The organism is Levilactobacillus cerevisiae (assembly GCF_003946245.1).
Classification (GTDB): domain Bacteria; phylum Bacillota; class Bacilli; order Lactobacillales; family Lactobacillaceae; genus Levilactobacillus; species Levilactobacillus cerevisiae.
This window is the reverse complement of sequence record NZ_RHNN01000008.1, coordinates 26,803-49,709: the sequence shown is the minus strand read 5'-3', so window position 1 is coordinate 49,709 and position 22,907 is coordinate 26,803. Positions and strand designations below refer to the sequence as shown.

At 39.3% G+C, this 22,907-nt stretch carries 22 protein-coding genes; 11 read left to right on the top strand and 11 right to left on the bottom strand.

Translation table 11 applies throughout. From position 1 onward, the window contains the following. The first annotated feature begins 22 nt into the window (after positions 1–22). From EKM99_RS05005 to EKM99_RS04965, 10 genes are all read left to right on the top strand, one after another. The gene (locus tag EKM99_RS05005) at positions 23–403 is read left to right on the top strand and encodes a conjugal transfer protein (RefSeq protein WP_010581389.1); all 381 of its coding nucleotides are present in this window, start codon (positions 23–25) and stop codon (positions 401–403) included. Continuing rightward, complete coding sequence (tcpF, locus tag EKM99_RS05000; protein WP_010581390.1) at positions 400–2,853, top strand: conjugal transfer ATPase TcpF; 2,454 nt, start codon at positions 400–402, stop codon at positions 2,851–2,853. Before EKM99_RS05005 ends, tcpF begins: the two co-directional genes overlap by 4 nt. After that, the gene (locus EKM99_RS04995) at positions 2,854–4,896 is read left to right on the top strand and encodes a CD3337/EF1877 family mobilome membrane protein (RefSeq protein WP_010581391.1); all 2,043 of its coding nucleotides are present in this window, start codon (positions 2,854–2,856) and stop codon (positions 4,894–4,896) included. Beyond that, entirely contained in the window at positions 4,889–5,884 is a 996-nt protein-coding gene (locus tag EKM99_RS04990) for a bifunctional lytic transglycosylase/C40 family peptidase (protein WP_225419792.1), read from the top strand. Before EKM99_RS04995 ends, EKM99_RS04990 begins: the two co-directional genes overlap by 8 nt. 52 nt (positions 5,885–5,936) lie before the next feature. Beyond that, positions 5,937–6,494 (top strand): hypothetical protein, encoded by a 558-nt coding sequence (locus EKM99_RS04985; protein ID WP_225419787.1) that lies wholly within the window; start codon positions 5,937–5,939, stop codon positions 6,492–6,494. Between the two features lie 26 nt (positions 6,495–6,520). Continuing rightward, the gene (locus EKM99_RS04980; RefSeq protein WP_125581524.1) at positions 6,521–7,795 is read left to right on the top strand and encodes a conjugal transfer protein; all 1,275 of its coding nucleotides are present in this window, start codon (positions 6,521–6,523) and stop codon (positions 7,793–7,795) included. Positions 7,796–8,180: 385 nt separating this feature from the next. Continuing rightward, a complete protein-coding gene (locus EKM99_RS15775; RefSeq protein ID WP_164511528.1) occupies positions 8,181–8,348 on the top strand; it encodes a DUF2933 domain-containing protein in 168 nt (55 codons plus the stop codon). Between the two features lie 14 nt (positions 8,349–8,362). Further along, positions 8,363–8,659 carry a lysophospholipase gene (locus EKM99_RS04975; RefSeq protein ID WP_125581522.1) on the top strand — a complete coding sequence of 99 codons (297 nt, stop codon included), beginning with the start codon at positions 8,363–8,365 and terminating at the stop codon, positions 8,657–8,659. Positions 8,660–8,777: 118 nt separating this feature from the next. Next, positions 8,778–9,905 (top strand): C40 family peptidase, encoded by a 1,128-nt coding sequence (locus EKM99_RS04970; RefSeq protein ID WP_225419791.1) that lies wholly within the window; start codon positions 8,778–8,780, stop codon positions 9,903–9,905. 18 nt (positions 9,906–9,923) lie between these two features. Beyond that, entirely contained in the window at positions 9,924–10,367 is a 444-nt protein-coding gene (locus EKM99_RS04965) for a NusG domain II-containing protein (RefSeq protein ID WP_164511527.1), read from the top strand. Positions 10,368–10,487: 120 nt separating this feature from the next. Here EKM99_RS04965 and gshAB read toward each other — a convergent pair whose 3' ends face one another. The 8 genes from gshAB to EKM99_RS04925 all read right to left on the bottom strand — a co-directional run bounded on the left by gshAB (position 10,488) and on the right by EKM99_RS04925 (position 18,165). Further along, a complete protein-coding gene (gshAB, locus tag EKM99_RS04960; protein ID WP_404819775.1) occupies positions 10,488–12,761 on the bottom strand; it encodes a bifunctional glutamate--cysteine ligase GshA/glutathione synthetase GshB in 2,274 nt (757 codons plus the stop codon). A gap of 173 nt (positions 12,762–12,934) precedes the next feature. Beyond that, a complete protein-coding gene (locus EKM99_RS04955) occupies positions 12,935–13,720 on the bottom strand; it encodes a TPM domain-containing protein (protein WP_164511526.1) in 786 nt (261 codons plus the stop codon). A gap of 12 nt (positions 13,721–13,732) precedes the next feature. Continuing rightward, the gene (locus EKM99_RS04950; protein ID WP_105450036.1) at positions 13,733–14,320 is read right to left on the bottom strand and encodes a LemA family protein; all 588 of its coding nucleotides are present in this window, start codon (positions 14,318–14,320) and stop codon (positions 13,733–13,735) included. A gap of 233 nt (positions 14,321–14,553) precedes the next feature. Continuing rightward, positions 14,554–16,473: a copper-translocating P-type ATPase gene (locus EKM99_RS04945; protein ID WP_105450035.1), complete on the bottom strand. Its 1,920-nt coding sequence runs from the start codon at positions 16,471–16,473 to the stop codon at positions 14,554–14,556. Continuing rightward, a complete protein-coding gene (locus EKM99_RS04940) occupies positions 16,470–16,742 on the bottom strand; it encodes a cupredoxin domain-containing protein (protein WP_105450034.1) in 273 nt (90 codons plus the stop codon). The genes EKM99_RS04945 and EKM99_RS04940 overlap by 4 nt, the downstream gene beginning before the upstream one ends. Before the next feature lie 36 nt (positions 16,743–16,778). Then, the gene (locus EKM99_RS04935; protein ID WP_105450033.1) at positions 16,779–17,150 is read right to left on the bottom strand and encodes a cupredoxin domain-containing protein; all 372 of its coding nucleotides are present in this window, start codon (positions 17,148–17,150) and stop codon (positions 16,779–16,781) included. A gap of 31 nt (positions 17,151–17,181) precedes the next feature. Next, complete coding sequence (locus EKM99_RS04930; RefSeq protein ID WP_191983296.1) at positions 17,182–17,604, bottom strand: CopY/TcrY family copper transport repressor; 423 nt, start codon at positions 17,602–17,604, stop codon at positions 17,182–17,184. Between the two features lie 153 nt (positions 17,605–17,757). Beyond that, positions 17,758–18,165 carry an ArsC/Spx/MgsR family protein gene (locus EKM99_RS04925; protein WP_125581515.1) on the bottom strand — a complete coding sequence of 136 codons (408 nt, stop codon included), beginning with the start codon at positions 18,163–18,165 and terminating at the stop codon, positions 17,758–17,760. Between the two features lie 304 nt (positions 18,166–18,469). Here EKM99_RS04925 and EKM99_RS04920 point away from each other — a divergent pair, with 304 nt between their 5' ends. Then, positions 18,470–19,705 (top strand): IS110 family RNA-guided transposase, encoded by a 1,236-nt coding sequence (locus tag EKM99_RS04920; RefSeq protein ID WP_125581513.1) that lies wholly within the window; start codon positions 18,470–18,472, stop codon positions 19,703–19,705. A gap of 120 nt (positions 19,706–19,825) precedes the next feature. Here EKM99_RS04920 and lgt read toward each other — a convergent pair whose 3' ends face one another. From lgt to EKM99_RS04905, 3 genes are read right to left on the bottom strand one after another with little or no spacing between them, the layout of a single operon-like run. Next, positions 19,826–20,629: a prolipoprotein diacylglyceryl transferase gene (gene lgt / locus EKM99_RS04915; RefSeq protein WP_125581511.1), complete on the bottom strand. Its 804-nt coding sequence runs from the start codon at positions 20,627–20,629 to the stop codon at positions 19,826–19,828. A 14-nt stretch (positions 20,630–20,643) separates the two neighbouring features. Further along, the gene (locus tag EKM99_RS04910; protein ID WP_225419786.1) at positions 20,644–21,999 is read right to left on the bottom strand and encodes a sensor histidine kinase; all 1,356 of its coding nucleotides are present in this window, start codon (positions 21,997–21,999) and stop codon (positions 20,644–20,646) included. Then, positions 21,996–22,688: a response regulator transcription factor gene (locus EKM99_RS04905; protein ID WP_125581509.1), complete on the bottom strand. Its 693-nt coding sequence runs from the start codon at positions 22,686–22,688 to the stop codon at positions 21,996–21,998. Before EKM99_RS04905 ends, EKM99_RS04910 begins: the two co-directional genes overlap by 4 nt. Positions 22,689–22,907 lie beyond the last annotated feature (219 nt).

The window sequence follows — 22,907 nt, the reverse complement described above, 5'->3', positions numbered from 1 at the left end:
CCCCAATGAAAGGAGGTCACTTATGAAAAAGATTCGTAGTTACACCAGCATTTGGTCAGTGGAAAAAGTGCTCTACGCGATCAATGATGTTAATCTACCATTCCCCGTCACGTTCACGCAAATGACTTGGTTCATCGTTGCGCTATTTTTGGTCATGTTGCTGGGCGATGTACCACCACTAAGTTTTATTGATGGCGCGTTCCTAAAACATCTCGGTATTCCAGCAGCCATTACTTGGTTCATGAGTCAAAAGACTTTTGATAACAAACGGCCACTAGGTTTTCTTCGCTCGGTGATCACTTATTTTACCGCCCAGAAGATCACGTTTTCCGGACGGCCAGTCAAACCCGTTAAAGCCCATGCCCTTGACCACATCACCCACGTAAGGAGGTTCAACCAGTGAAGTTTCCCATAAAATATATCGAAGACAATTTAGTGTTTAATCGTGATGGCGAATGCTTCGCCTATTACGAACTCGTCCCCTATAATTACTCTTTTCTCTCACCTGATCAAAAAGCGGAAGTCCACGAAAATTTCCGTCAGTTGATCTCACAAAACCGTGACGGTAAACTGCATCTCTTACAACTTGCCACCGAATCCAGTATCAAAGACACGATGCGCCGTTCCAAAGCCACGGTCAAAGGAAATTTAAAAAGTATTGCCGATACGCATATTGACGGTCAAGCCGCCGCGTTGATCGACAATATTGGCGATAATCAAGTTGATTATCGTTTTTTTATTGGTTTTAAACTGCTGTTAAACGACCGCGAGTTATCCGCTAAAGGCGTTTGGCATGATATCATGCTTGGCATTCAGGATTTTCTTCATGAATTCAATGAAAAATACACCGGTGACTTCATGGTCATGAACAACAGCGAAGTTGATCGTTTTCGTAAAGTCGCCCGCTTCCTTGCCGATAAAGTCAGTCGCCGGTTTAAAATTCGACCGTTGATTAAAGATGACTTTGGTTACTTGTTAGAACATCTTTACGGTATGTCAGGGCAAGATTATGAAGACTACCAATACCACCTGCCACGACAAAAAAATGAACAAGATACGGTAATCAAAAAATATGACTTGATCAAGCCAACGCGTTCGTTGATTGAACAAAAGCAGCGTTACTTGATCATCACCCACGGTTTCACCGAATCCTATGTCACCTATATGGCCTTATCCGATATTGTTGGTGAATTAGATTTTCCCGGTAGTGAGATTTTCTACTTCCAGCAACAACAATTCGATTTTCCCATTGATACCTCACTGAATGTGGAAATTGTGACTAACAAAAAGGCACTAACTAAGGTGCGTAACAAAAAGAAAGAATTGAAAGATTTAGATAACCACGCCTATGAATCTAATAACGAAACCACTCGCGGTGTCGCCGATGCCCTTGATTCCGTTGACGACTTGGAGGCTGAGCTTGATCAAACTAAAGACGCGATGTACAAAATTTCCTATGTCATTCGCGTCAGTGGAAAAAGCTACGATGAAATGAAAAAGCGCGCTGATCAAGTCCTCGATTTCTATGATTCATTGAATATTAAATTGGTTCGCCCGTTCGGCGATATGCTGGGGCTACACAGCGAGTTCATGCCCGCTTCAAAGCGCTACATGAATGACTACATTCAATACGTGACTAGTGATTTCATTGCCTCATTAGGCTTTGGTGCTACTCAAGCTTTAGGAGAACGCGAAGGAATTTATGTGGGCTACAACGTGGATACCGGCCGCAATGTTTTCATCAAACCTGACTTAGCCGCGCAAGGCTTAAAGGGAACAGTGACCAATGCTCTTTCGGCCGCTTTCCTTGGTTCACTTGGCGGTGGTAAATCATTTTCTAATAACTTACTCGTTTACTACGCCGTACTCTATGGCGCACAAGCTTTGATACTTGATCCAAAATCGGAACGAACTGATTGGGCGAAAAATTTAGACTTCATGCAAGACGATATTAACATCGTTAACCTGACCAGCGAAGAAGCGAATCGCGGTTTACTTGATCCTTATATCATTCTCAGTAATCCAAAAGATTCTGAAAGTCTGGCGGTCGATACACTCACCTTTTTAACGGGAATCTCTAGTCGTGATGCCGAACGGTTTCCGACTTTACGTAAAGCGATTCGCAACGTCACCCTTGATCCGCAACCCGGATTATTGAAAGTGATCACTGAACTGCGCCGCGAAGGGACCCCGATTGCCAACAATATCGCTGATCATATTGAATCGTTCACCGATTATGATTTTGCCGCCTTACTCTTTTCAGATGGCTCCACTCGCCGTTCGATCGCCTTGGACCGCAAAATCAATATCATTCAAATTGCCGATTTGGTCCTGCCTGATGCGGACAAAACGCAAGATGAATACATCACCGCGGAAATGTTATCCGTCGCCATGTTGATGATCATCTCGACTTTCGCCATCGACTTTATCCATGCCGATCGTTCGCAATTTAAAATTGTCGATCTCGATGAAGCTTGGGCATTTTTGAATGTAGCGCAAGGTAAAGCTCTTTCTATGAAGTTGATCCGTGAAGGCCGTTCAATGAATGCTGGGGTTTATCTAGTCACGCAAAACGCTAATGATCTTCTAGACGAAAAGATGAAAAATAATATCGGTATGAAATTTGCCTTTCGTTCGACCGATATTAATGAAATCAAAAACACCCTCACTTTCTTTGGGCTTGATGCCGAAGATGAAAGTAATCAACACCGCCTACGTTCACTGGATAATGGTGAATGCTTATTTCAAGATATTTGGGGCCACGTCGGTGTCCTACACTTTGATTATATCTTTGAACATCTATACAAGGCCTTCGACACTCGCCCACCAGCGCAGATAACTGGAGGTGAGTAAATGTCGGTACGTAAAAAACGACTTTTATTACTGATCGGCTTTGTGCTAGTCGTGGTGCTAGTGAGTGCTACTTCTCTCCAAAGTGTCCACGCAGCAGGCCTAGTCGATGAAACCGTCAATAATAAACACGAATTTTCCAAATATCCAGTCAATAACTATCAACTAGATTATTTCGTCGATTCATCATGGGATTGGTTGCCATGGAACTGGGGTGACGGCATTGGCAAGTCGGTCATGTACGCTATTTATGCTATCACCAATTTTCTGTGGCTGATCTCCGTCTACCTCTCCTACGCCACGGGTTACCTGATTCAACAAGCTTACTCACTAGATTTCATCAAAGATACCACCGATGCCATTGGTAAAAACATGCAACTACTCGCCGGGGTTTCTAAAAACGGCTTTAGCGCTGACGGCTTTTATCCCGGTATGCTTTTGTTGCTGATATTAGTGCTTGGCGTGTATGTCGCCTATACTGGCCTGATCAAACGTGAATCCTCCAAAGCCATCTCAGCGGTAGCCAATTTTATCGTGATTTTTATTCTGTCGGCAAGCTTCATTGCCTACTCACCCGACTATATTGGCAAGATCAACCAATTTTCCGCCGATATGAGTACCTCAGCTTTAAACACTGGTTCTAAAATGATCATGCAAAATAAACAGTCCACCTCAAAAAACGGGGTTGATGCGATTCGTGAAACGTTATTCAACATTCAAGTCAAACAGCCGTGGACGTTATTACAGTTTGGCGATTCTAATCTCAAGGAGGTTGGCGAGGATCGCGTCAACAAACTGGTCAAAACTGATCCGTTCAAGAACAAAGGTAAAGATCGAACAGAGATCGTCAAGGCTGAAATTGAAGATAAAGAAAACGACAATCTATCAGCGGTCAAAACGATTCAACGTTTAGGTGTGACCACCTTTGTGTGTATCTTCGATATCGCAATCACCATTTTTGTCTTCTTTCTCACAGCGATGATGTTATTTAGTCAAATCCTCTTTATTATTTACGCCATTTTCTTACCGATCAGTTGTCTCTTAGCCATGATCCCAGGATTTAACGGCTTAATGAAAACGGCTGTTTTGCGGCTATTCAATACGATCATGATGCGTGCTGGCGTCACTATTGTCCTAACATTGACGTTCTGCCTTTCCACCATGATCTATGGGCTATCGACCACCACCCCATTCTTTCTGGTCGCCTTTCTCCAAATCGTCATCTTTGCCGGCATCTGGATGAAGCTCGGCGATTTAATGGGCATGATGCAGCTTAAAAGTTCTGACTCCCAAGCTGGTGCTAGTCGCTTGCGCCGCAGTAGTAGCCGTTTGATCCGGCAGGTCATGGGCAACGCCGCAATGGGTGGTATGCTCGCACGCGGTTTAAAACCACGTCCACAGCCGCAGACTGAAACTGGTACTGATGCAACCGGTAAAGGTAATTCAAAACGACCACAGCCCAATAAACGCGATGCCACCACTAGCAAGATGACCCGTGCTGGTAAAAAAGTGGGTGCTGCATTAGATACCAAAAAGAAAATGGCCGCAACTGCGAAACACACCAAAGAACAGTTAAAGGATCTGCCAACCAATACAAAATATGGGTTACATCAAGGTAAAGAAACGGCTAAAAAAGGTATTGGTGATTTCAAAAATGGGTTGAAAAATCAGCGTCAAGACAATCAATCAGAACGCGAACTGGCCGCTAAAAAACGTCGGGAAGAAATGCAACGGCGTAAATTAGTGGTTGATCCGCCAAAGAATCCACGGCAACCGTCTAATTCTGATCCGATCAAGAAAAAGTCGGCAGTTTCTCCAGTCACGCAACCAAAGCCACGCGATCCCAGTACCACTAAACTACCACATACTAAAACACCAATAGAAAAGCCAACATCACGGCCCAAACAATCATTCACGACTGCACCCAAAACTGGTGAGAAACGGCAATTCAAACCGACAACTGACAAGCCACTGAATCTCGTTGTCAATAAAACAACCATGCACCGTAAATTGCTGGTCAAGCCAAGGCAAAAACATGATGAATAAGAAATGGTTAGGCCTAGCCGTTTTGCCGATCATACTCATTAGCTTGTTGTTCTTTTCAGTGGCAATGACGGCCGATGACGATGATAGTGGTGATACGACCGCTTTAGTGGTTGACTCGATGAACCTTTCCGCAGAAGTACTCAAGTACAAAAGTACCGTTGAAAAATATTGCAAGGAGTTTGGTATTCCTGATCAAGTAACGGTGATTCTCGCGATTATGCAAGTTGAATCTGGCGGTAAAGGTAGCGATGTGATGCAGTCTAGTGAATCGCTCGGCCAAGCACCTGGTAGCTTGTCGCCGGACGCTTCGATCAAACAAGGCGTCAAATATTTTGCTAGTTTAATCAAATCCATGAAAGCAACAAAAACCGATTTAAATACCGCTATTCAAAGTTACAACTTCGGTGGCGCCTTTATTAATTACGTGGCTACTCATGGCAAGAAATATTCGCTCCAAATAGCCAGTGATTTTGCTAAAGAAAAAGCCGGTGGTAAAAAAGTCACTTACACCAATCCAGTTTCTGATGAAGGCTGGCGCTACGCTTATGGCAATATGTTCTACGTGAGTTTAGTCAGTCAGTATCTTAACCCAACTGTAGCTAATTTCAGTGATAAAACGGTCAAAGCGATTATGACCGAAGCGCTTAAATATCAAGGCACCCCCTACGTTTTTGGTGGCTCAACACCAACTACTGGGTTTGATTGTTCTGGGCTAACCAGTTGGGCCTATGCCAAAGCTGGCATTAAGCTCCCGCGTACCGCCCAAGCACAATATAATGTGACCCAACATATCAGTATCAAAAACGCCAAGGCCGGTGACTTAGTATTCTTTAAAGGCACTTACGCCACTTCCGACTACATTACCCACGTTGGCATTTATGTCGGTAATATGCGTATGTATAATGCTGGCGATCCTCTTGGTTATGCGAATCTAAACACGGCATACTGGCAAGCCCATCTTGTTGGGGCTGGCCGGATCAAGAAATGAGGTGATTTCCCTGACTAGCTTAAATGAAGATGGTTTTAGCTATGACCACTGGATGGACCTGTTGACCAATGCCATCGACCACACCTTAGTGGAAAGTCGGATCGATTTGAACTACGGCGATAATCGCCTGTTGCGTAACAAACAACTCGATCACGCTTCAGCCGAATGGGAACGCATCAAGTTTTTTGAACAACATGAACCTAACGTTGATGATTTGGTCAAAACAATTGATTACTTTGTTGCCGAATTACCACAATTTGAATTTGGTAAACGTCGTGAGTTCCGTTTAGCTTTAGAACACGAACAGAACGTCAAGGAATGGTTAGGCAATACTAAATTTCGTGAAGCCGACCGCCAATACATTTTGGATCGCGAATTACACCTTGCCGAAGAATTTTTCACCAGCGATGACAAATACGACATCTACAGTGAACTAGACTATCGCGGCTATACCCAAGTTCGCCTACGCCAGTTATTTGATCGATTTCGCAACGACTACCCCGAATTTTATCAATGCTATGAACTCGACCACAACAATCAAAAAAATAATCACCTTACCATCTTGCAACAAAATAGTGTGGCTAATCTCGCCACTAAACTTAAATGGTAAATCTGATCCACAAGGAGGAACAATCCATGGCCCGTCAGGATTATGAAGACTACGACTATGATTACGATGACTACGAAGACCCACGTGATCATCGCTATGAGAAACGACCACGACCACGCTATCATGAAGATTATGAAAATCGACCACCGCAACGAATACAAGAACGGGACGACCGCAACTATCGCCGCCCACCGAATGATTATCGCGATGAACGTTACCCACCCCGCGACTTTGAGCAACAACATGAACTACAGCCACCCTATGATCGAGAAACTGAACGCGATTCACGATATGAATACAACGAACGTCCAGCCAAGCATCAGGTCGCTTCACATAAGAAAGCTCGTCCCAAGCGGCCGCGTGAAAAAATCAAACGGCAACGGCCGCCAAAGCGCCAACCAAAACCAGCAAAAGAAAAAAGGCCCCGCAAGTTAAAGCAACCTCGCGTTGGCATCCGGCGAAAAACTACTTGGCTCTGCTGGTTAATCTTGATCGCTAGTGTGAGTTTTGGCGTGTACAAGAATTTCACCGCCATCAATAAACACACGGTCCATGAACGTGAAGTGGTGAAAGTAAAGTTGACCGATACCAATGCGATCGAAGCCTTTGTCACTGATTTTGCTAAGGTTTACTATACTTGGGAACCTAACCATGAAAAATTAGAAACACGGCAAAAGGACCTCGGTAAATTTATGTTAAATGGATTGGTAACCTTGAATGCCGATGCTTTGCGTTCAGATATCCCGACAACTTCCACTGTGTCTGATATTCGAATTTGGAAAGTTGAGGCTAAGAAGAATCAAGTCAACAAAGTCTTATTCACGGTTAATCAACAAATCAAAAATAGTCAAAAAGAAGATGCCGCAAAAGCAATCGAGTCCACCTACTCATTGAACGTTATGAAAAATAAAGACGGTGATATGGTGATCGTCACTAACCCAACGATTGCGGCAGCCCCAACTAAAGCTAAAGCAACAGAAAAGCAGCTTCAAACGGACAGTTCAATTGATGCTGAAACCACTAATAGCATTACTAAGTTTCTAACAACTTTCTTCACCCTTTATCCAAGCGGCACCGCCAATGAACTGAAATATTATGTCGATGGTGGTGCAAAACCATTAAATAAAGACTATCACTTTGCGGAACTAGTTAATCCGACTTTTCATCGTCAAGGTAACAATATCCAAGTTGACGCTACTGTCAAGTTTCTAGATATAGAAACCGCCATGACCCAATACTCGCAGTACACACTTATTTTAGAAAAGACCGGCTCAAATTGGACAATTAAGTCTGGTTTATAGTAAAAAAAACTTCTAACACTGTAAAATTGACTATCAACAGGATTTGACAGAGAGCCGTAAAAAACACGGCGTTCAAATGAATGCCGTGAATACATAATATGCTTTAAATAACAATTAATTTATTTTATATTTACAATCTTTAGTTGTCAGGATGAGATTACTTAGTATCGAGTTTATAGTCTTCTTCTGCTTGTGTTGAATAAATATACTTGCGTAATGCCTAATATTGGCGATAAATTTCGTGTTCTTTTTTATTATCTTGCGGTGTTCAGTAATATCGGTTTGCGCTCTAGATTTTAAGTTTGAATAAACCCACTACAACATAGAAATGACACACTTCTATTTTATACTTATCCTAGAATCAAAAGCGAAAGGAAGTGAAGTTATGTCACAATGGATTCTAATAGCTCTTATTCTTTTAGCACATCCACTCATGATGCTATTTATGCATAAAGGCATGATGCATGGAAATTCTGGTAGTATGAATGGCTGCGGAAATCATGCTCAACAAAATTCCAGCAACACTGAAAAACCACGTAAAAAAGTCAATTAGCTTGGAGGTATTATATGCAAATATTAACTGGCAGTCATGACAATGAAGTTCATGAACATCTTTATGAAAGTGGTCAAAGACGGATTGGTCATCGTAAATTAAAGAAAAATACCGTGACAAATAATGGCAAATTTCATCCAGTACCTGGAAATATAGTTCTTATTCCTTTGAAAGGAACGGTAAAGTTAACCACACCAGATCAGGAATATACTATTCAAAGCGGTCAAGTTGCCGTGTTAGAATCAACCGATAGTTTTTATTTAACCGCAATAAGTGATGTTGAATTTATCGGCGTAGTTGACATCAAATAATTCAATTTCGAGTGCTTATCTCAAGCACTCCTTTTTTGTATATTTCTCCATATTTATTACACATAAAATTGTTTAAATGAAGTATATTGTATAATTGGAGGACATAAAGTTGAAATTAATGAAGAAAAATGCACCTATTTTAGTTACAGCACTATCATTAACTGGTATTGTACTTTTCACAGGAAAACCAGCTGAGGCAGCTACAACTCAAGCTACAGTTTCCTATCAAATCGGTGCTACTACAGTTTGGAGTAGCCCAAGCTATTCTAGTAAGCCAATTAGTTATTTAGCTCCTAATTCCAAAGTTACCCTTGGTGTTAAAAAAAGTGTTAACAATGTAAACTGGTATCAATTAGCAGAAAATCAATGGGTACCAGAAACATATTTAAAAATGGCTCAGGAAACTACGGTTACGCCCACGGTAACAGCCACAACCAAAACGGTGGTTGCAAACTTAAAAGATGCCGCAATCACTATTTGGACTGATTCAGCTGGTACTACGCCGACTGGAGAATACTTATCTTATGGTACTGCCATAACTATTCAAGAGCAGCAAGAAATAAATGGTGTGACTTGGTTCCGAATTGATCAAGGATGGGTACCAGAAACATACTTAGCGTCTGATAACAATGGAACCCCTTACTATATTAATTCTCAAACAAAACAATTATCAGCGCCGCAACAAAGCGCTACTTCTGAAACAGCTAGTACCAATGATTCAAGCGATGATACGATTGCTCCCACTACAACTTCACAAAGTCCAACTAATTCAAATATTGCGCAAACAACTAAATCGGCTCTACCGCAAGAACAATCGGTCAGCAATCAAAGTTCGGCTGCTGCTAATACAGGAGCACAAAAAACTACTAACACAAACACTGCCTCACAATCTACTATAGAAAATATTATCAATGCAGCAGAAGCACAAATTGGTGTTCCTTATGTGTGGGGGGGAAAAACACCAAGCGGATTCGATTGTTCTGGCCTAGTTGGCTATGCGTTTCGCCAAGCAGGGAAAGAAGTTGGCGGTTACACCGTTGCTCAGGAAAGTTCTGGTACTAAAGTTAGTCTAGATAATCTGCAACCAGGTGATATTCTTTTCTGGGGAGAACCTGGTGCCAGCTACCATGACGCTATCTATATTGGTAATAATCAATATATAGATTCACCAAAACCCGGTGATTCAGTTGGAATTCGCACGATCAATAATTATTTTTCTCCTTCATTCGCAGTTCGTGTCTTTTAATTACGTCGATAAATAAAAATGTTTAAAAATCTAAAAAAACAAGTGCGTCCTTGGGATTATATAATTATTCTCATATTGCTAATAGTTTCCTTTATACCATTAGCAATATTTGGATATTCTCAAAAGCAACAAATGGCCGCAGCAGCCGATAATAATACTAAACCAATTATCTATGCTGAAATTTCTATTGATAAAAAAGTAATAAAAAAAATTAAATTATCAAAAAAAACACCACATAAATTATTTACCTTACACCCACACTCTGGTGAATATAATATTATAGAAGTTGATGGGACACGTATTCGAGACAAGGAAGACAATACACCAGACCAGATTGCTGTCAATACTGGTTGGATCAGTAAACCTGGTCAACAAAGTATTTGTCTTCCTCACCGTCTGATTATAACGATAAAAAGTAGTAATAAGTCTGCCACACCAGACAACTCTCTTGTAAAGCCTTAAACATACAAGCGTTTAAAAAGGCAATCATGAACCTCCAAAAGGATGTACTCCAAATTGGAAATTATGATTGCCTTTTACTATATAGCTATTTTTGCTTACTCATCATTATTAAATGAAGCGTTACAAATTGGTTAGTTGTGGAAACAGGAACTCTAACACGTCTACTGTTACTCGACGTTTTTTACCCTTATAGGGATAGCAATGCATATCCATCATCGGATTATAGTTGGCCTCGATAATTGAGTAGGACTCGCGATTAGAAACCGGAACTAATCTATCTGGAATAATCAAATCAATTCCACATATTTTTGCACCTAAACACTTCACAGCAGCTACAGCTTTTTCCTTGTAAGTAAAGTCAATTTGATCAGTTACATCAATGGAATCACCACCGGAACTGATATTTGAATTTTTTCTAAGATAGGTGCGCTTACCAACCACCGGAACTGAATCAACCGTAAGGTTTTGGCTTATCAACATGGCTTGTTCGACCACACCCAAAGAAATCTTTGTAAGCGGTGTTCGATCATTCAGGCCACGTAAAGTGCTCTTATTTTTAATTGCAACTAACTGTTTTACTGTATGATGCCCATCGCCAATAACATTAGCTGGAATTCGTAATAATACTGCCGTTATTTTATCATTAATTACTAAAAACCGATATTCAGGTCCTGCAAAAAAATTCTCAACCAGTACAGTCGAACATTCAGCAAATGCTCGCCGAATTGCTTGTTGATAATCAGCCAGAGAAGGAGAAAACTGAAATACGGAAACACCCCTACCGTAATTAGCCGACTGGGGCTTGATCACAATCGATTCACCCACAAATCTTGAATAGGCCGCTAAAGCCGTGTCCACGTTAACAAATTCAACTCCGATTGGAACATTAAAACCCGCCGTGACCAAAATCCTTTTAGTAGCCGTCTTATTTTTCATAATCAGCGGCACAATATAACTATCTCGACTTGTCATATTACCATTCTTAACATACTCAATTTGGTGACCCAATTGTAGTTTTAATAACTGATCATTTTCATCGACCACGTCTACCATAATACCTTTTTGAATAGCATCAAACATTAAGATTTGTGTTGATAGCTCCATATTGACAAAGCCATTTAATTGATAAGGTACCTGCGTTGTAACCCTACGATTCTTTAATCCGATTGCTGTTGCCAAATCCGATTGTTTAGTGGCCATTAACCGCTTCGTCATTCGTCCACCAATCGTTTTTGTAACATCTGTGAGCATGTCCTGGGCCTGTTGTAGCACTTCTTCATAACCATTTAAATCCAACTGCTTTGTCATTTTTTTCATTAAATTAATTATTTTAATGCCGTTTGTTCGATAACAGGTTGGTGCTAATGGTGACTCAAGCGCCACCTCATTATTGGTTTGATTACCAGTTGCTATCCAATCATTACCATTTTTCTTCTCATCTGTCCAAAGCATGAATAGCATAAATAGTTCCATAAACACAATCTGATTTTTACTAATTCCATATCGTTCAAATGGATTAATATCGATATTTCTTAACTCAAGATAATCAATTTTTGTTTGTTTACGTCCGACTATATTTTGGCTCTCGCGCAACCTAACTGAAGAATAAAATTCTTTCTCTTCAAGTAAATTACCTTTGCGTATTTGAGATTCGATATCACTGAGATAGATTTTCAATGATTCGAACGATACCTGAACATTTTCTTTATTGCGATAACCGAACTTACTGTTTCTAATGCTTCGAACTATCTTCTGGGGCTTCTCTTCATGGTGCTTAAAGTAGTTATGTTCGGCAACAGGAGATGCACCGAACAAATAAGTAATCACCCAACGGTAATGCAGATAATTACGCGCTATTTTCAAATAGAGAGTTGTTTTAAAACAGGCAAGATCCTTAATTTCACATTGTTGGCGATACAATGCTTCAACCAACACAGCCGGAAGCTCAAAATTAAAATGTAAGCCACTGATCATCTGTTTACGTCGACCATAAGTTTTTGCCAAATAACGTCGATATAAAACATCCTTAAAGTCGGGTAACTTAGCTAGGCTAATCTGATCTTCACAACTTGGCAATGCTGGTGGCATGCTAAGAGGCCACAACATTTCATTAGTTGGTAATGACTGGTAGACCACATCATGTAATGCAGCCAACCAATGGAACAAATCATTCACAGTATCCACTACCGGGGTTACGATTTCTAACTGTGTCTCGGCAAAGTCTGTTTTAATATAGGGATGAAACCGACGACTACCAAATACGATCGGGTGCTCAGTACTAGCTAACTTTCCGTCTAAAGTTACTCGCTGGCTTTCGCGCTCTACACCAATTCTCGAATGCGATATTGCAGATACACTTGGCGTTTGCTGCAATAATTCACTAAAAATAATCAACTATTTTCATCTCTCTTTTTCACACTTTTGCTTTTTAGAAACTATAAATAACTATTATTACATCATAGTCCGCAAATACTACGATATTTTAAGCGTAAATATTATCTCGGTATTCCAAATGGAAAAATGGGATGGAAAAATAAACGGAAAATAAATCTTAAATATTCTAGAATCTAAATGCTTGCACCACCACCGCCAGAGGATCCACCACCTGAAGAACCACCACCAAAGCCACCAAAATGATCATTATTATTATTGAAAAGCCAAGCTATTATTGACCAGAATTGCCAACTGCGACCCCAAGGACTGACTATAAAACCGATAAAAATAAGCAAAACGATTAGTTGCAAAATATTTTTCCAATTGAAAAGATTACGATCAGATTTAACTACATTCTGATTTTCATTACCAGAAATTGCACTTTTATTATTTTTATAGCCATAATGTTTATCAACTAATGTTGCTACGCTATCGAATGTTTTCTGCAATCCCTGGTTTACGATTGTAGAGGAAGTAGATTTCAATTCTGCCGTATTATTGTTCAAAATTTGTCCAGATTGGCTATCTGTAACCACATCTTCTAATCCATAACCAACCTCGATACGAACATTACGTTTCCCACCATTTAAGGCGTAAAGAATTAGAATACCATTATCCGAATTCTTTTGACCAATTCTCCATTTTGAAAATAAATCAGCTGCATACTGGTCTATATCGGTATCGCCAGTAGATTTTACCACAGCCAACATAATTTGTGGTTTAGCCTTGGTTCCTTCATATTGTTGGTTCTTAGCATTAACTAAATTTTGTGTCTGTGAATCTAGCAAATTCACTTGGTCAAAATAATTTTCAGCTGGCGTATTAGGTAAACTGGCTGCCTGAACAAGAGTAGTTTGGAACAGTGACAAAAATGGTAATAATAATAACCACAGCCAGATATTCGTCTTTTTTCGTTTCACTGTGTCCACTTCCTAGTTGTTAAAATCAACTTTAGGAGCCTTGCTTGCATTTGAATTTGCTTTAAATTCAGTCTTTTTACCTAAGCCCATTGTAGATGCAAAAATATTTTTAGGAAAAGTAACCACACTTTGATTATAAGTCTTAACTTGCTGAATATAACGACGTCGTTCAACCGCAATACGATTTTCAGATCCCTCTAGTTGGGTCATTAACGTCGCAACATTGGTATTCGACTTCAAATTAGGATAATTTTCTTGGATCACATTGATCAAAGTACCAACTGAACTATTGATTTTATTATCAGCATTAGCCTTTTCCTTAACTGTTGTCGCACTGCCATAACTCTTCCGTGCATCAGCAATTTGACCAAAAACCTTCTGTTCCTGATTCATGCTTCCTTTAACTGCACTTACCAAGTTTGGAATTAAATCATAGCGTCGTTGCATCACGTTCTCTACTTGACTCCATTGCGCTTCAACTTCTTGATTCTGTTTAGCTAAATTATTATAGGTACCAACACTAATCGCTCCTATAACAACAAAAATGCCTAAAGATACTACTAAAACAACCCACCAAGGCTTAAATCTTCGAGATTGCATTGCTCTCATCCTCTCAAAAAAACTCTACATTTATTGTTTAATGAAATCCCAGAAAATTAAACCAAAAACAGTATAACAAGATTTAAATTTCTACTTCTTTAATTCAAACTCGTAGTTAATTTAACAAGAGTATTCCAGCAAAAATTGCAACAATAGTATAGATAACTGCTACCGCAACTGTTATTACTGTAGATTTCTTTGAATTTTGATTTTCCACTTTATGACCTCCAGTCTCACGCAGTTACAGTGGTTAACTTGGTTTTATTAAGCATCAACGAGCTCGCAACAACGGATAATGAACTCAATGCCATCCCCAAACCAGCCAGCTCTGGGCTTAAGATCAAACCAAGTCCGACAAAAATACCAGCAGCGACAGGAATGCCCAGTGAATTATATATAAATGCCCAGAACAAGTTCAACTTAATTCGATTAAACGTCTTTTGACTTAATTCAAGTGCATTAACAACATCCAATAAGTTATTTTTGACTAAGATAATACCGCCTGATTCAATCGCAATATCTGTTCCTGATCCCATGGCGATTCCAACGTCAGCTGTTGTTAATGCCGGTGCATCGTTAATGCCATCACCAACAAACGCAACTGGTGCCTGTTGTTGAAGCTGTTTTACATGATCGGCCTTATCACCAGGTAGTACATCGGCAATTACTTCATCAATGCCAACCTGATCAGCAATTGCCCGAGCAACTCGTTCATTATCACCAGTTAACATAACTGGACGTAAGCCACGTTTCTTCAAGGCCGCAATTGCTGTAGCTGAGCTTTGCTTTGGCGCATCTTGAATAGCAATTAACCCAACAATTTTATCGTCGTAGCCAACAATTACCACTGTTTTGGCTTCGCTTTGCAACTGTACCATTTTAGCTGTTAATTGATCAGTAAGCTTATAATTATCAAGTAATTTATCATTGCCAATGAAGGCTTTTTTACCATTGATCTGTGCTTGTACACCTTTACCCTCGATTGCTTTGAAATTTTGTGCAGAATTAGGTGTGATGTCTTGTTCCTTAGCTTTTTCTAACACTGCTGCGGCTAAAGGATGTTCCGAAGAAGCCTCAAGATTAGCTGCTATGTCAAGTACCATTTGTTCATCACCAATAATATCCGTTACTTTTGGCTTTCCAACTGTAATCGTACCTGTTTTATCAAAAACAACCGTTTTGATTGTATTGACAGCCTCCAGCACTTCACCGTTTTTAATTAGAATACCCATCTTAGCACTGCGTCCGGTACCAACCATCAAAGCCGTTGGCGTAGCAATTCCTAATGCACAAGGGCAAGCGATGATGATTACCGAAACAGTAAATAGCATGGCAGTTACTACGCTGGCCCCAAGTAAAACATACCAAACGAAAAAGGCCAGAATTGCAATAATTAGAACAGCAGGAACAAAGATATCGGAAATCTTATCAACAGTTTTTTGAATTGGTGCATGACTAGTTTGAGCTTTTTTTACCATTTCAACAATTTGTGCTAGTAATGTATCATTGCCTACTTTACTAGCTTTAAACATAAATGTTCCAGTACTATTCATTGTTGAGCCAATTACCGTATCGCCAACTTTTTTCTCAGTCGGCATACTTTCACCTGTAACCATTGATTCATCAATTGTCGAACTACCTTCAGTAATTACGCCATCTACAGCAATTTTTTGTCCTGGTTTAACACGAAGAATATCGCCTACGATAACTTCAGCCATTGGAACTTTAATAATTTCTCCACCACGCAAAACTTCGGCTTCTTTCGCTTGTAAATCCAATAGCTTTGCCACAGCACCAGACGCATTACGTTTCATGTTTTCTTCAAAAACTTGGCCCAATAAAATTAAGGTGATGACAAGGGCTGCATCTTCGAAGAAAACGTCTTGGTTACTAAACATTGCATAAATACTATATAAATAGGCCGTTCCCGTGCCAATAGCTACTAAAGTGTCCATATTGGCGTGATGATGACGAAATGATGCCCAAGCACTTTGTATAAATGCTCGTCCAGAAATTACCATAACTGCGGTTGTGAGTAGAAACTGTGTCCACATATCTCCCGGCAATTTAAAACCAAACGGGCTAGCAACCATGTTTATTAGTATCGGGGTAGAAACAATTAAAGAGAATATAAAACGATTTCGAATACTCATTTAATAACCACCTTTCCATAAACCATGTCCATCCCACAATGAAATTGATATTCACCGGCCTTATCTGTATTGATCGAGAAAATTTGTTGTTCGTTTATTGGTAAGAAACGCTTAATACCAAATTTTGGAAATACAATCGTATCTACACATCCCTTATCACTGATCCGCTTAAAAATAATTTCCGCGGGAATTCCTTTAGTTAGTTTCACTGTATCTGGATGATAGCCACCATCAACAACCACCACAATACTTTGTTTCTTTTCTGCCATAATAACTACCTCCAATATTTTTATAAGCTAAATTTTCTATTTAACGATCACTTTTCCATGAAACATATTCATTCCACAAGCATAGTTGTATTCACCAGGTTTACTTGTATCAATGTCGATTGCATGATCCTTATTCTGTGGCAAAAAATCATTGATGCCGAAGTCTTCGAAAACAACTTGTTCTAAACAGCTTGAGGGATCTTTACGGTTAAACGTAATTTGGGCGGGAATACCACGTTTCAAAACCACAGTACTAGGTGTATAACCGCCATTAACAACCACACTAACATCTTGTTCATTACCTGTTACATCAGCTGCAACCTCCTTAGTCACATGTTTGCCGAAGAACCACCAGACAATAAACCCAACTAATAGACCGGCTATTATTGTTACCAAAATTTTATCCATAATCAGACTTCCCTCTTATAAAAATTATTTTTCAATCAGTCATATAACAATCATTTTTTCCACTATACAAACAGTTGCAGTTAATTGTGCTAGGCGCATCCTTTAGTTTTTTATCAAGCTGAGCCTGCATACGCTCAATATCACCTTTACTAAGATTTAACTTAGCTAACAGATTAATGATGACGGCTCCTTTTTTCATATCACAGAGATGTTGAAATAATTCCGTCACAGTTTCGTCCATTGCGGCTGTTTCTGGCACGGTAGGTCGATAATTAAAATGACGACCTTCTTTAGTTGTTGCCAAAATATTTTTTTTAGTCAACCGACCAAGTAAAGTTTTGATTGTAGATTCCGACCAATCACGTTTTCGCTGCATCACTTCAATAACATCAAGGCTGCTTACACTTCTCTTAGTCCAAATGATGCGCATCACCTCCCATTCAGAAGGTGTCATGAACGTTATATTAATTTTATCCAGATTAACCACTCCTCGCTTAATTTACACTTGTAAACACAAAGTATCATACCTCTGTCGTTTACATTTGTAAACACAAAGGTTAAAAAATATTTTACTTTCTTTTCGGAACTGCTTGTTGTCGTAATCTCCTTAACCAAATTCCACGATATATAATTTACTAAACAGCGATAAGCGCTCACGTTTTCGCTGTATTCTTGGTACAAAAACACCGATCTCTTCAAGATTAAATCCAGAAATTAAATTATTTTCATTAAAAGCAATTGGATTTTTCAGAATTTTAGGATGCTTATACACAATAGTGACTAATTGATCAAAGGTTAAACTATTATCGAAAGTATATTCTCGAGCAGCCTTTGAACGTGTTGCAATTAAATCATCACTACCATTATCAGACAGCAAAAATAAATGTCTAATTTCTAATTTTGTTAAGCGTTTTTGCATAATATTTCTGGTTTGTGTTTCTATTTTTTGATAATGAAACCAATCCAACATTTTTCTTTTTGCTGGATCACTGGTATGAAAATATAAATTAATCATAATTATAAACATTCCTTTCGCGTACCGCTCAAGGCACAAAACGCAATGAAAAAGCGTTTGCCTGCAGCGGTATTTCTTTGTATATTTAACTTGTGATCGTACCTTGTACACTACAAATCACGTGGAGATTAGTAGCACTGACGTTAGCGTTAGTGCTGAATAATTATATGTGTAGGTTGTCCTTTCAAGCACAAATAAGTGTGACTTTGAGCACGCAAACTTATCTTTGTTTAAACTACTCGTTTAATGCTGGACAACTAGTCCCTACTTTGTGGGATCACAATCTTGAGGGAGGTACAAGACAATGCTAAAAATTGTCTATCAGAACTGTTGTGGCTTAGATGTTCACAAAACTTTTGTGGTTGCTTGTTTGGCCATCACTGATGGCCACGGTATTACCACCTACAAGCGTCACCGCTTCTCGACCTTCACTAACGGCCTGCGGTCGTTAGCTGATTGGTTAGAGCTATACTCATGTTTTGATCTCTGTATGGAATCCACCGGTAAATACTGGATCCCCGTACACAATATTTTAGAAAAACGTGATATTCGGATCACTTTGGCCCACCCCAAGTATGTCAAAGCGATTCGCGGTAAGAAGACCGATAAGAAAGATGCCCAATGGATCGCAGATTTATTTAAACACGATCTCGTTGCTGGTAGCTTTATGCCACCGGCAGATATTCGCCAATTACGTAATCTGCTACGTTATCGGTTTAAACTGACTAATTTTACTTCAAGTGAAAAGAATCGGTTTCAAAATTCATTAACGGTCTCTAACATTCAATTAGCTAGTGTGGTTTCCGACACTTTCGGAAAAAGTGCGTCCAAAATTATTGAGCGCATCCTAGAAAATCCGTTAGAACCTGATGTGGATTTGCCAAGTTTGATTCACGGTAGCCTGAAGAAAAAATTACCAGAATTAGAATTAGCGATTGATGGCGTCATTACTCCTGAACAAGCAGAGAAAATGAAGCTTATCAAGCAACACTATGAACAGCTGGTTGCCAATAAACAAGCATTAGAAACAATCATCCTAGAATTGGCTAAACCTTATGCCAAAGAAATTGAATTGATCCAAAGCACACCGGGCTTTGGTAGTTCTATGATGTCATCCATTAGTGTCATCTCAGAAATTGGTGTTGATATGACTAAGTTCTATTCAGCTAAACATCTTTGTTCTTGGGCCGGCTTAACGCCAACTAATAACGAAAGTGCGGGTAAAAAGCACTCGGTTCGTATCTCACGTGCTGGCTGCTATCTCAAGCCATTACTCGTTCAAATAGCCAATGCAGTTGTTCGGAGTCCGAAACACCCCGAAATTCGCAATCGCTATTTAGCGCTCAAGAAACGGCGCGGCCATAAACGGGCAATAATCGCCATTGCCCGGCAATTATTAACCGCAATTTATCACATGTTGAGTGAACATGTGGTCTATACGCCGCCGGTGATTAAAGAACAAAACCAACCAACACGCGCAATGACCGTTGAAGCCGCAATCCAATTTGCGAAACAGCACGGCTTTAGGGTAACTGCTTGAGGGAGGTCAAATTCTGAGGTTTACCCACCTTTATTTAAGTTGGCCTTTTTTCAATTAATTAGGTTGACTGCTAATATCTGTTTTTTTCAAACTTTAGCCTCATCCTCTATCAGATATTGGTCAGCTGATTAAATAATTAGAGATCTTTTGTTGCTTTCGTCGATAAACGAAGATAACTATCATAACAACAAAAATAACTAATGATAATAATTGTGAGACTCGTACTTGCCCAAATAGATACAAGCTATCAGTCCGCATTCCTTCAACAAAAAACCGACCAAACGAATACCAAATTGCATAGCTTAACGCAATTTCTCCTCGTTTAAAAAGCCCTTTTTTATGTCGTAAGCTAATAAGTAAAATCAATCCAATAAGATTCCATACCGATTCATATAGAAATGTCGGTTGATGGTACGCACCACCGATATACATCTGCTGTATGATAAAATTGGGTAAATGGAGCTGCTGCAGAAAGCCACGTGAGACGACAGTACCAAAAGCTTCCTGATTAATAAAATTCCCCCATCTCCCAATAACTTGTCCTAGCATGATGCCTGGCGTAACAACATCTAAAACTTGCCAAATTGACAGGCCACGTCGCCGGCAGAAGATAATCAATGTAATACCACCAGCAATCAAACCGCCATAAATTGCAATTCCGCCTTGCCAAATTGCAATGATCTCATTTAAATGTTGCGAGTAATATGGCCATTCAAAAATAACATAATAAAGTCGTGCACCTATCAGGCCAATTGGTAAAGCCCAGAGTATCAGATCATAAATATCATCCGTAGAAATCTTTTGCTGCTTAGTCTCCTTAATTGCAAGTAGTACGCCAAGCACTGCACCACTAGCAATAACAATGCCATACCAATGAACCAGAAAAGGTCCTAGTTTAAACGCAATAGGATTTAATGCCCCCATATAATCATTCCCTCTTAGTTATTTAATGGTAGTTTAACTGTAAAAATCGTCCCAACACCTAATTTACTATCAACAGAAACTGAGCCACCATGAGCCACCACAATTGCCTTAACGATTGCTAAACCAATTCCTTGCCCACCTTGTTGTCGATTTCGTGCTGGATCAGCCATATAGAAATGATCAAATATATGTGGTACGTCTTTTTCCGCAATACCACTACCATTATCTTCTACAGTCAAAACAATGTTATTCGATATTCGTTTTAACTTAATTATTATTTTGCCTCTTGTTTGTGTAAATTTTATGGCGTTTGACAATAAATTTGTAATAACCTGATTTATTTTGTCTGGATCTATCACGGCAATAACTTTCTCAGTATGATAATCAAGTGTTATTTTTTTCTCTTCAAGGTTACTCTGAAAGTTACTTAAAACTTGTTGTATTAATTTACTAAGATCAGTATCAACCTTAATTAACTTATCCTCACGATGTTCAATTGAAGCGATATTTTCAATGTTATTGATTAAGTGGGTCAGCCTTATGACTTCATCATTTAAACTAACCAACCTAACCTCACTAATTGGCCAAATACCATCGATCATCGCTTCTAACGAACCTTGAATCGTTGTTAAAGGCGTTCGTAATTCATGGGCAATATCGGAAGATAAACGTTCTCTCAGAGCCTGATTCTTGGATAACTGACGTGAGAGTTCATTAGTTACATTTATTAGTGCATTTATTTCGACAATTTGGGTTTGTTGCGGTAATTGATTTCGATAATCACCAGATGCAACTGCTTGAGTAAAGGATACAATTTGTCGTAATGGCTTACTTAGATCACGGGCTATCCATACCGCAATAATTATCGCAACTAAAAAAACAAAGGCCGAGATACCGGCCAAACTAATTCGTAAATCATTGATAAACGCCACATCATGTCGTGTATAACCTAAAGCGTCATTATGTGAGAATTGTGCTTGAGCAACTTGTTTAGAATTAATCTTGATGGCCTCAGTCGTTTTGTTCATACTATCGATATTTTTAGCATTAGTGGCCTTATGTAACAAGGCCTGACTTGGTTCCCATACGATTTTATTATCAGCGTCTTTTAAAACCAAAATAAGGCCATCCTGTAGCGCTCTAGCGCCAATCTTTTTAACTTTAGATTGTTTCCAATTACCATTGCTAGTCAGATAACTAACCATTAATTCATTTTTATATGCTGTGAGCGTTGTATCATGTTTTTGTTGCACATATTTATCAAAATGATCACTGACCAGGCTCACTGTCATTAAACTAATTGAACCAACGATCAACAACACCAAAAATAGGAAAGAGATTATTAGCTGTGTTCGAATCTGTCGCTTCATTCGTCCTTACTCCCACCAAAACGATAACCGCGACCATGGACAGTTATTATAAAAACTGGCTTAGTGCTATCATCTTCAATTTTTCGCCTTAAATTTTTAATATGCGAGTCAATCATCCGGTCCAGTCCATCATAGTCAATACCTCTTGTCGAATCAATCAGCTGTTCACGGGTGAATATTTGTCGATAATACATCGCCATTATTGAAAGAAGGTCGTATTCTGTATGCGTGAGTGCAATTTCTGTGCCGTAGACAAAAACTTGCTGAGATTCTAGTTTAATTTTTAACTGTCCATTATTAAAAGAAAGTACTTTTTCTGTTTGTTCCTCTGCAACACGTCGCAGGACAGTTTTTATCCGTTCAACTACTACTCGTGGACTAAAGGGCTTAATCACATAATCATCGGCCCCAGATTGTAGTCCGTTAACAACACTCTCGTCACTTGACTTGGCCGTCAACATAATTATTGGCGTCTTACTATCCTGCCGTATTCTTTTGGTCACTTCATTACCATCCAAATCTGGCAGCATAAGATCAAGCACCACTAAATTAGGCTGTCCCTTATAAAACTTTGTTAAGGCTTCCGTTCCGGAATAGGCCACTTCAACTTCAAATTTTTGCGCAATTAGATATGCAGTAACGATATCTACAATTTTCTTTTCATCGTCAACAACTAAAATTTTTGTCAAATTTTTCTACCTCCATATATTTTGCATATAATCTCCATACACATCTGACATAATTATCAAAAAGAAAAAGAAGTGAATAAATATGTGGATGCTAGCGACAATTCTTCTGATTATCCTCTGCCCATTGTTACTATTTATCATGATGCTAGGCTTAATTCCACCGCAACAGCTTGATACCATTAGACAAACTTGGCATAATTTCATTAAGCGAATTAAGTG

Excerpts from the sequence above, each read along its gene's own strand:
- EKM99_RS05005 (WP_010581389.1), top strand. The coding sequence starts at position 23 with ATGAAAAAGATTCGTAGTTACACCAGCATTTGGTCAGTGGAAAAAGTG.
- EKM99_RS04995 (WP_010581391.1), top strand. The coding sequence starts at position 2,854 with ATGTCGGTACGTAAAAAACGACTTTTATTACTGATCGGCTTTGTGCTA.
- EKM99_RS04990 (WP_225419792.1), top strand. The coding sequence starts at position 4,889 with ATGAATAAGAAATGGTTAGGCCTAGCCGTTTTGCCGATCATACTCATT.
- EKM99_RS04985 (WP_225419787.1), top strand. The coding sequence starts at position 5,937 with ATGGACCTGTTGACCAATGCCATCGACCACACCTTAGTGGAAAGTCGG.
- EKM99_RS04980 (WP_125581524.1), top strand. The coding sequence starts at position 6,521 with ATGGCCCGTCAGGATTATGAAGACTACGACTATGATTACGATGACTAC.
- EKM99_RS15775 (WP_164511528.1), top strand. The coding sequence starts at position 8,181 with ATGTCACAATGGATTCTAATAGCTCTTATTCTTTTAGCACATCCACTC.
- EKM99_RS04975 (WP_125581522.1), top strand. The coding sequence starts at position 8,363 with ATGCAAATATTAACTGGCAGTCATGACAATGAAGTTCATGAACATCTT.
- EKM99_RS04970 (WP_225419791.1), top strand. The coding sequence starts at position 8,778 with ATGAAGAAAAATGCACCTATTTTAGTTACAGCACTATCATTAACTGGT.
- EKM99_RS04965 (WP_164511527.1), top strand. The coding sequence starts at position 9,924 with ATGTTTAAAAATCTAAAAAAACAAGTGCGTCCTTGGGATTATATAATT.
- EKM99_RS04950 (WP_105450036.1), bottom strand. The coding sequence starts at position 14,320 with ATGCAATCTCGAAGATTTAAGCCTTGGTGGGTTGTTTTAGTAGTATCT.
- EKM99_RS04945 (WP_105450035.1), bottom strand. The coding sequence starts at position 16,473 with ATGAGTATTCGAAATCGTTTTATATTCTCTTTAATTGTTTCTACCCCG.
- EKM99_RS04940 (WP_105450034.1), bottom strand. The coding sequence starts at position 16,742 with ATGGCAGAAAAGAAACAAAGTATTGTGGTGGTTGTTGATGGTGGCTAT.
- EKM99_RS04935 (WP_105450033.1), bottom strand. The coding sequence starts at position 17,150 with ATGGATAAAATTTTGGTAACAATAATAGCCGGTCTATTAGTTGGGTTT.
- EKM99_RS04930 (WP_191983296.1), bottom strand. The coding sequence starts at position 17,604 with ATGACACCTTCTGAATGGGAGGTGATGCGCATCATTTGGACTAAGAGA.
- EKM99_RS04925 (WP_125581515.1), bottom strand. The coding sequence starts at position 18,165 with ATGATTAATTTATATTTTCATACCAGTGATCCAGCAAAAAGAAAAATG.
- EKM99_RS04920 (WP_125581513.1), top strand. The coding sequence starts at position 18,470 with ATGCTAAAAATTGTCTATCAGAACTGTTGTGGCTTAGATGTTCACAAA.
- lgt (WP_125581511.1), bottom strand. The coding sequence starts at position 20,629 with ATGGGGGCATTAAATCCTATTGCGTTTAAACTAGGACCTTTTCTGGTT.
- EKM99_RS04910 (WP_225419786.1), bottom strand. The coding sequence starts at position 21,999 with ATGAAGCGACAGATTCGAACACAGCTAATAATCTCTTTCCTATTTTTG.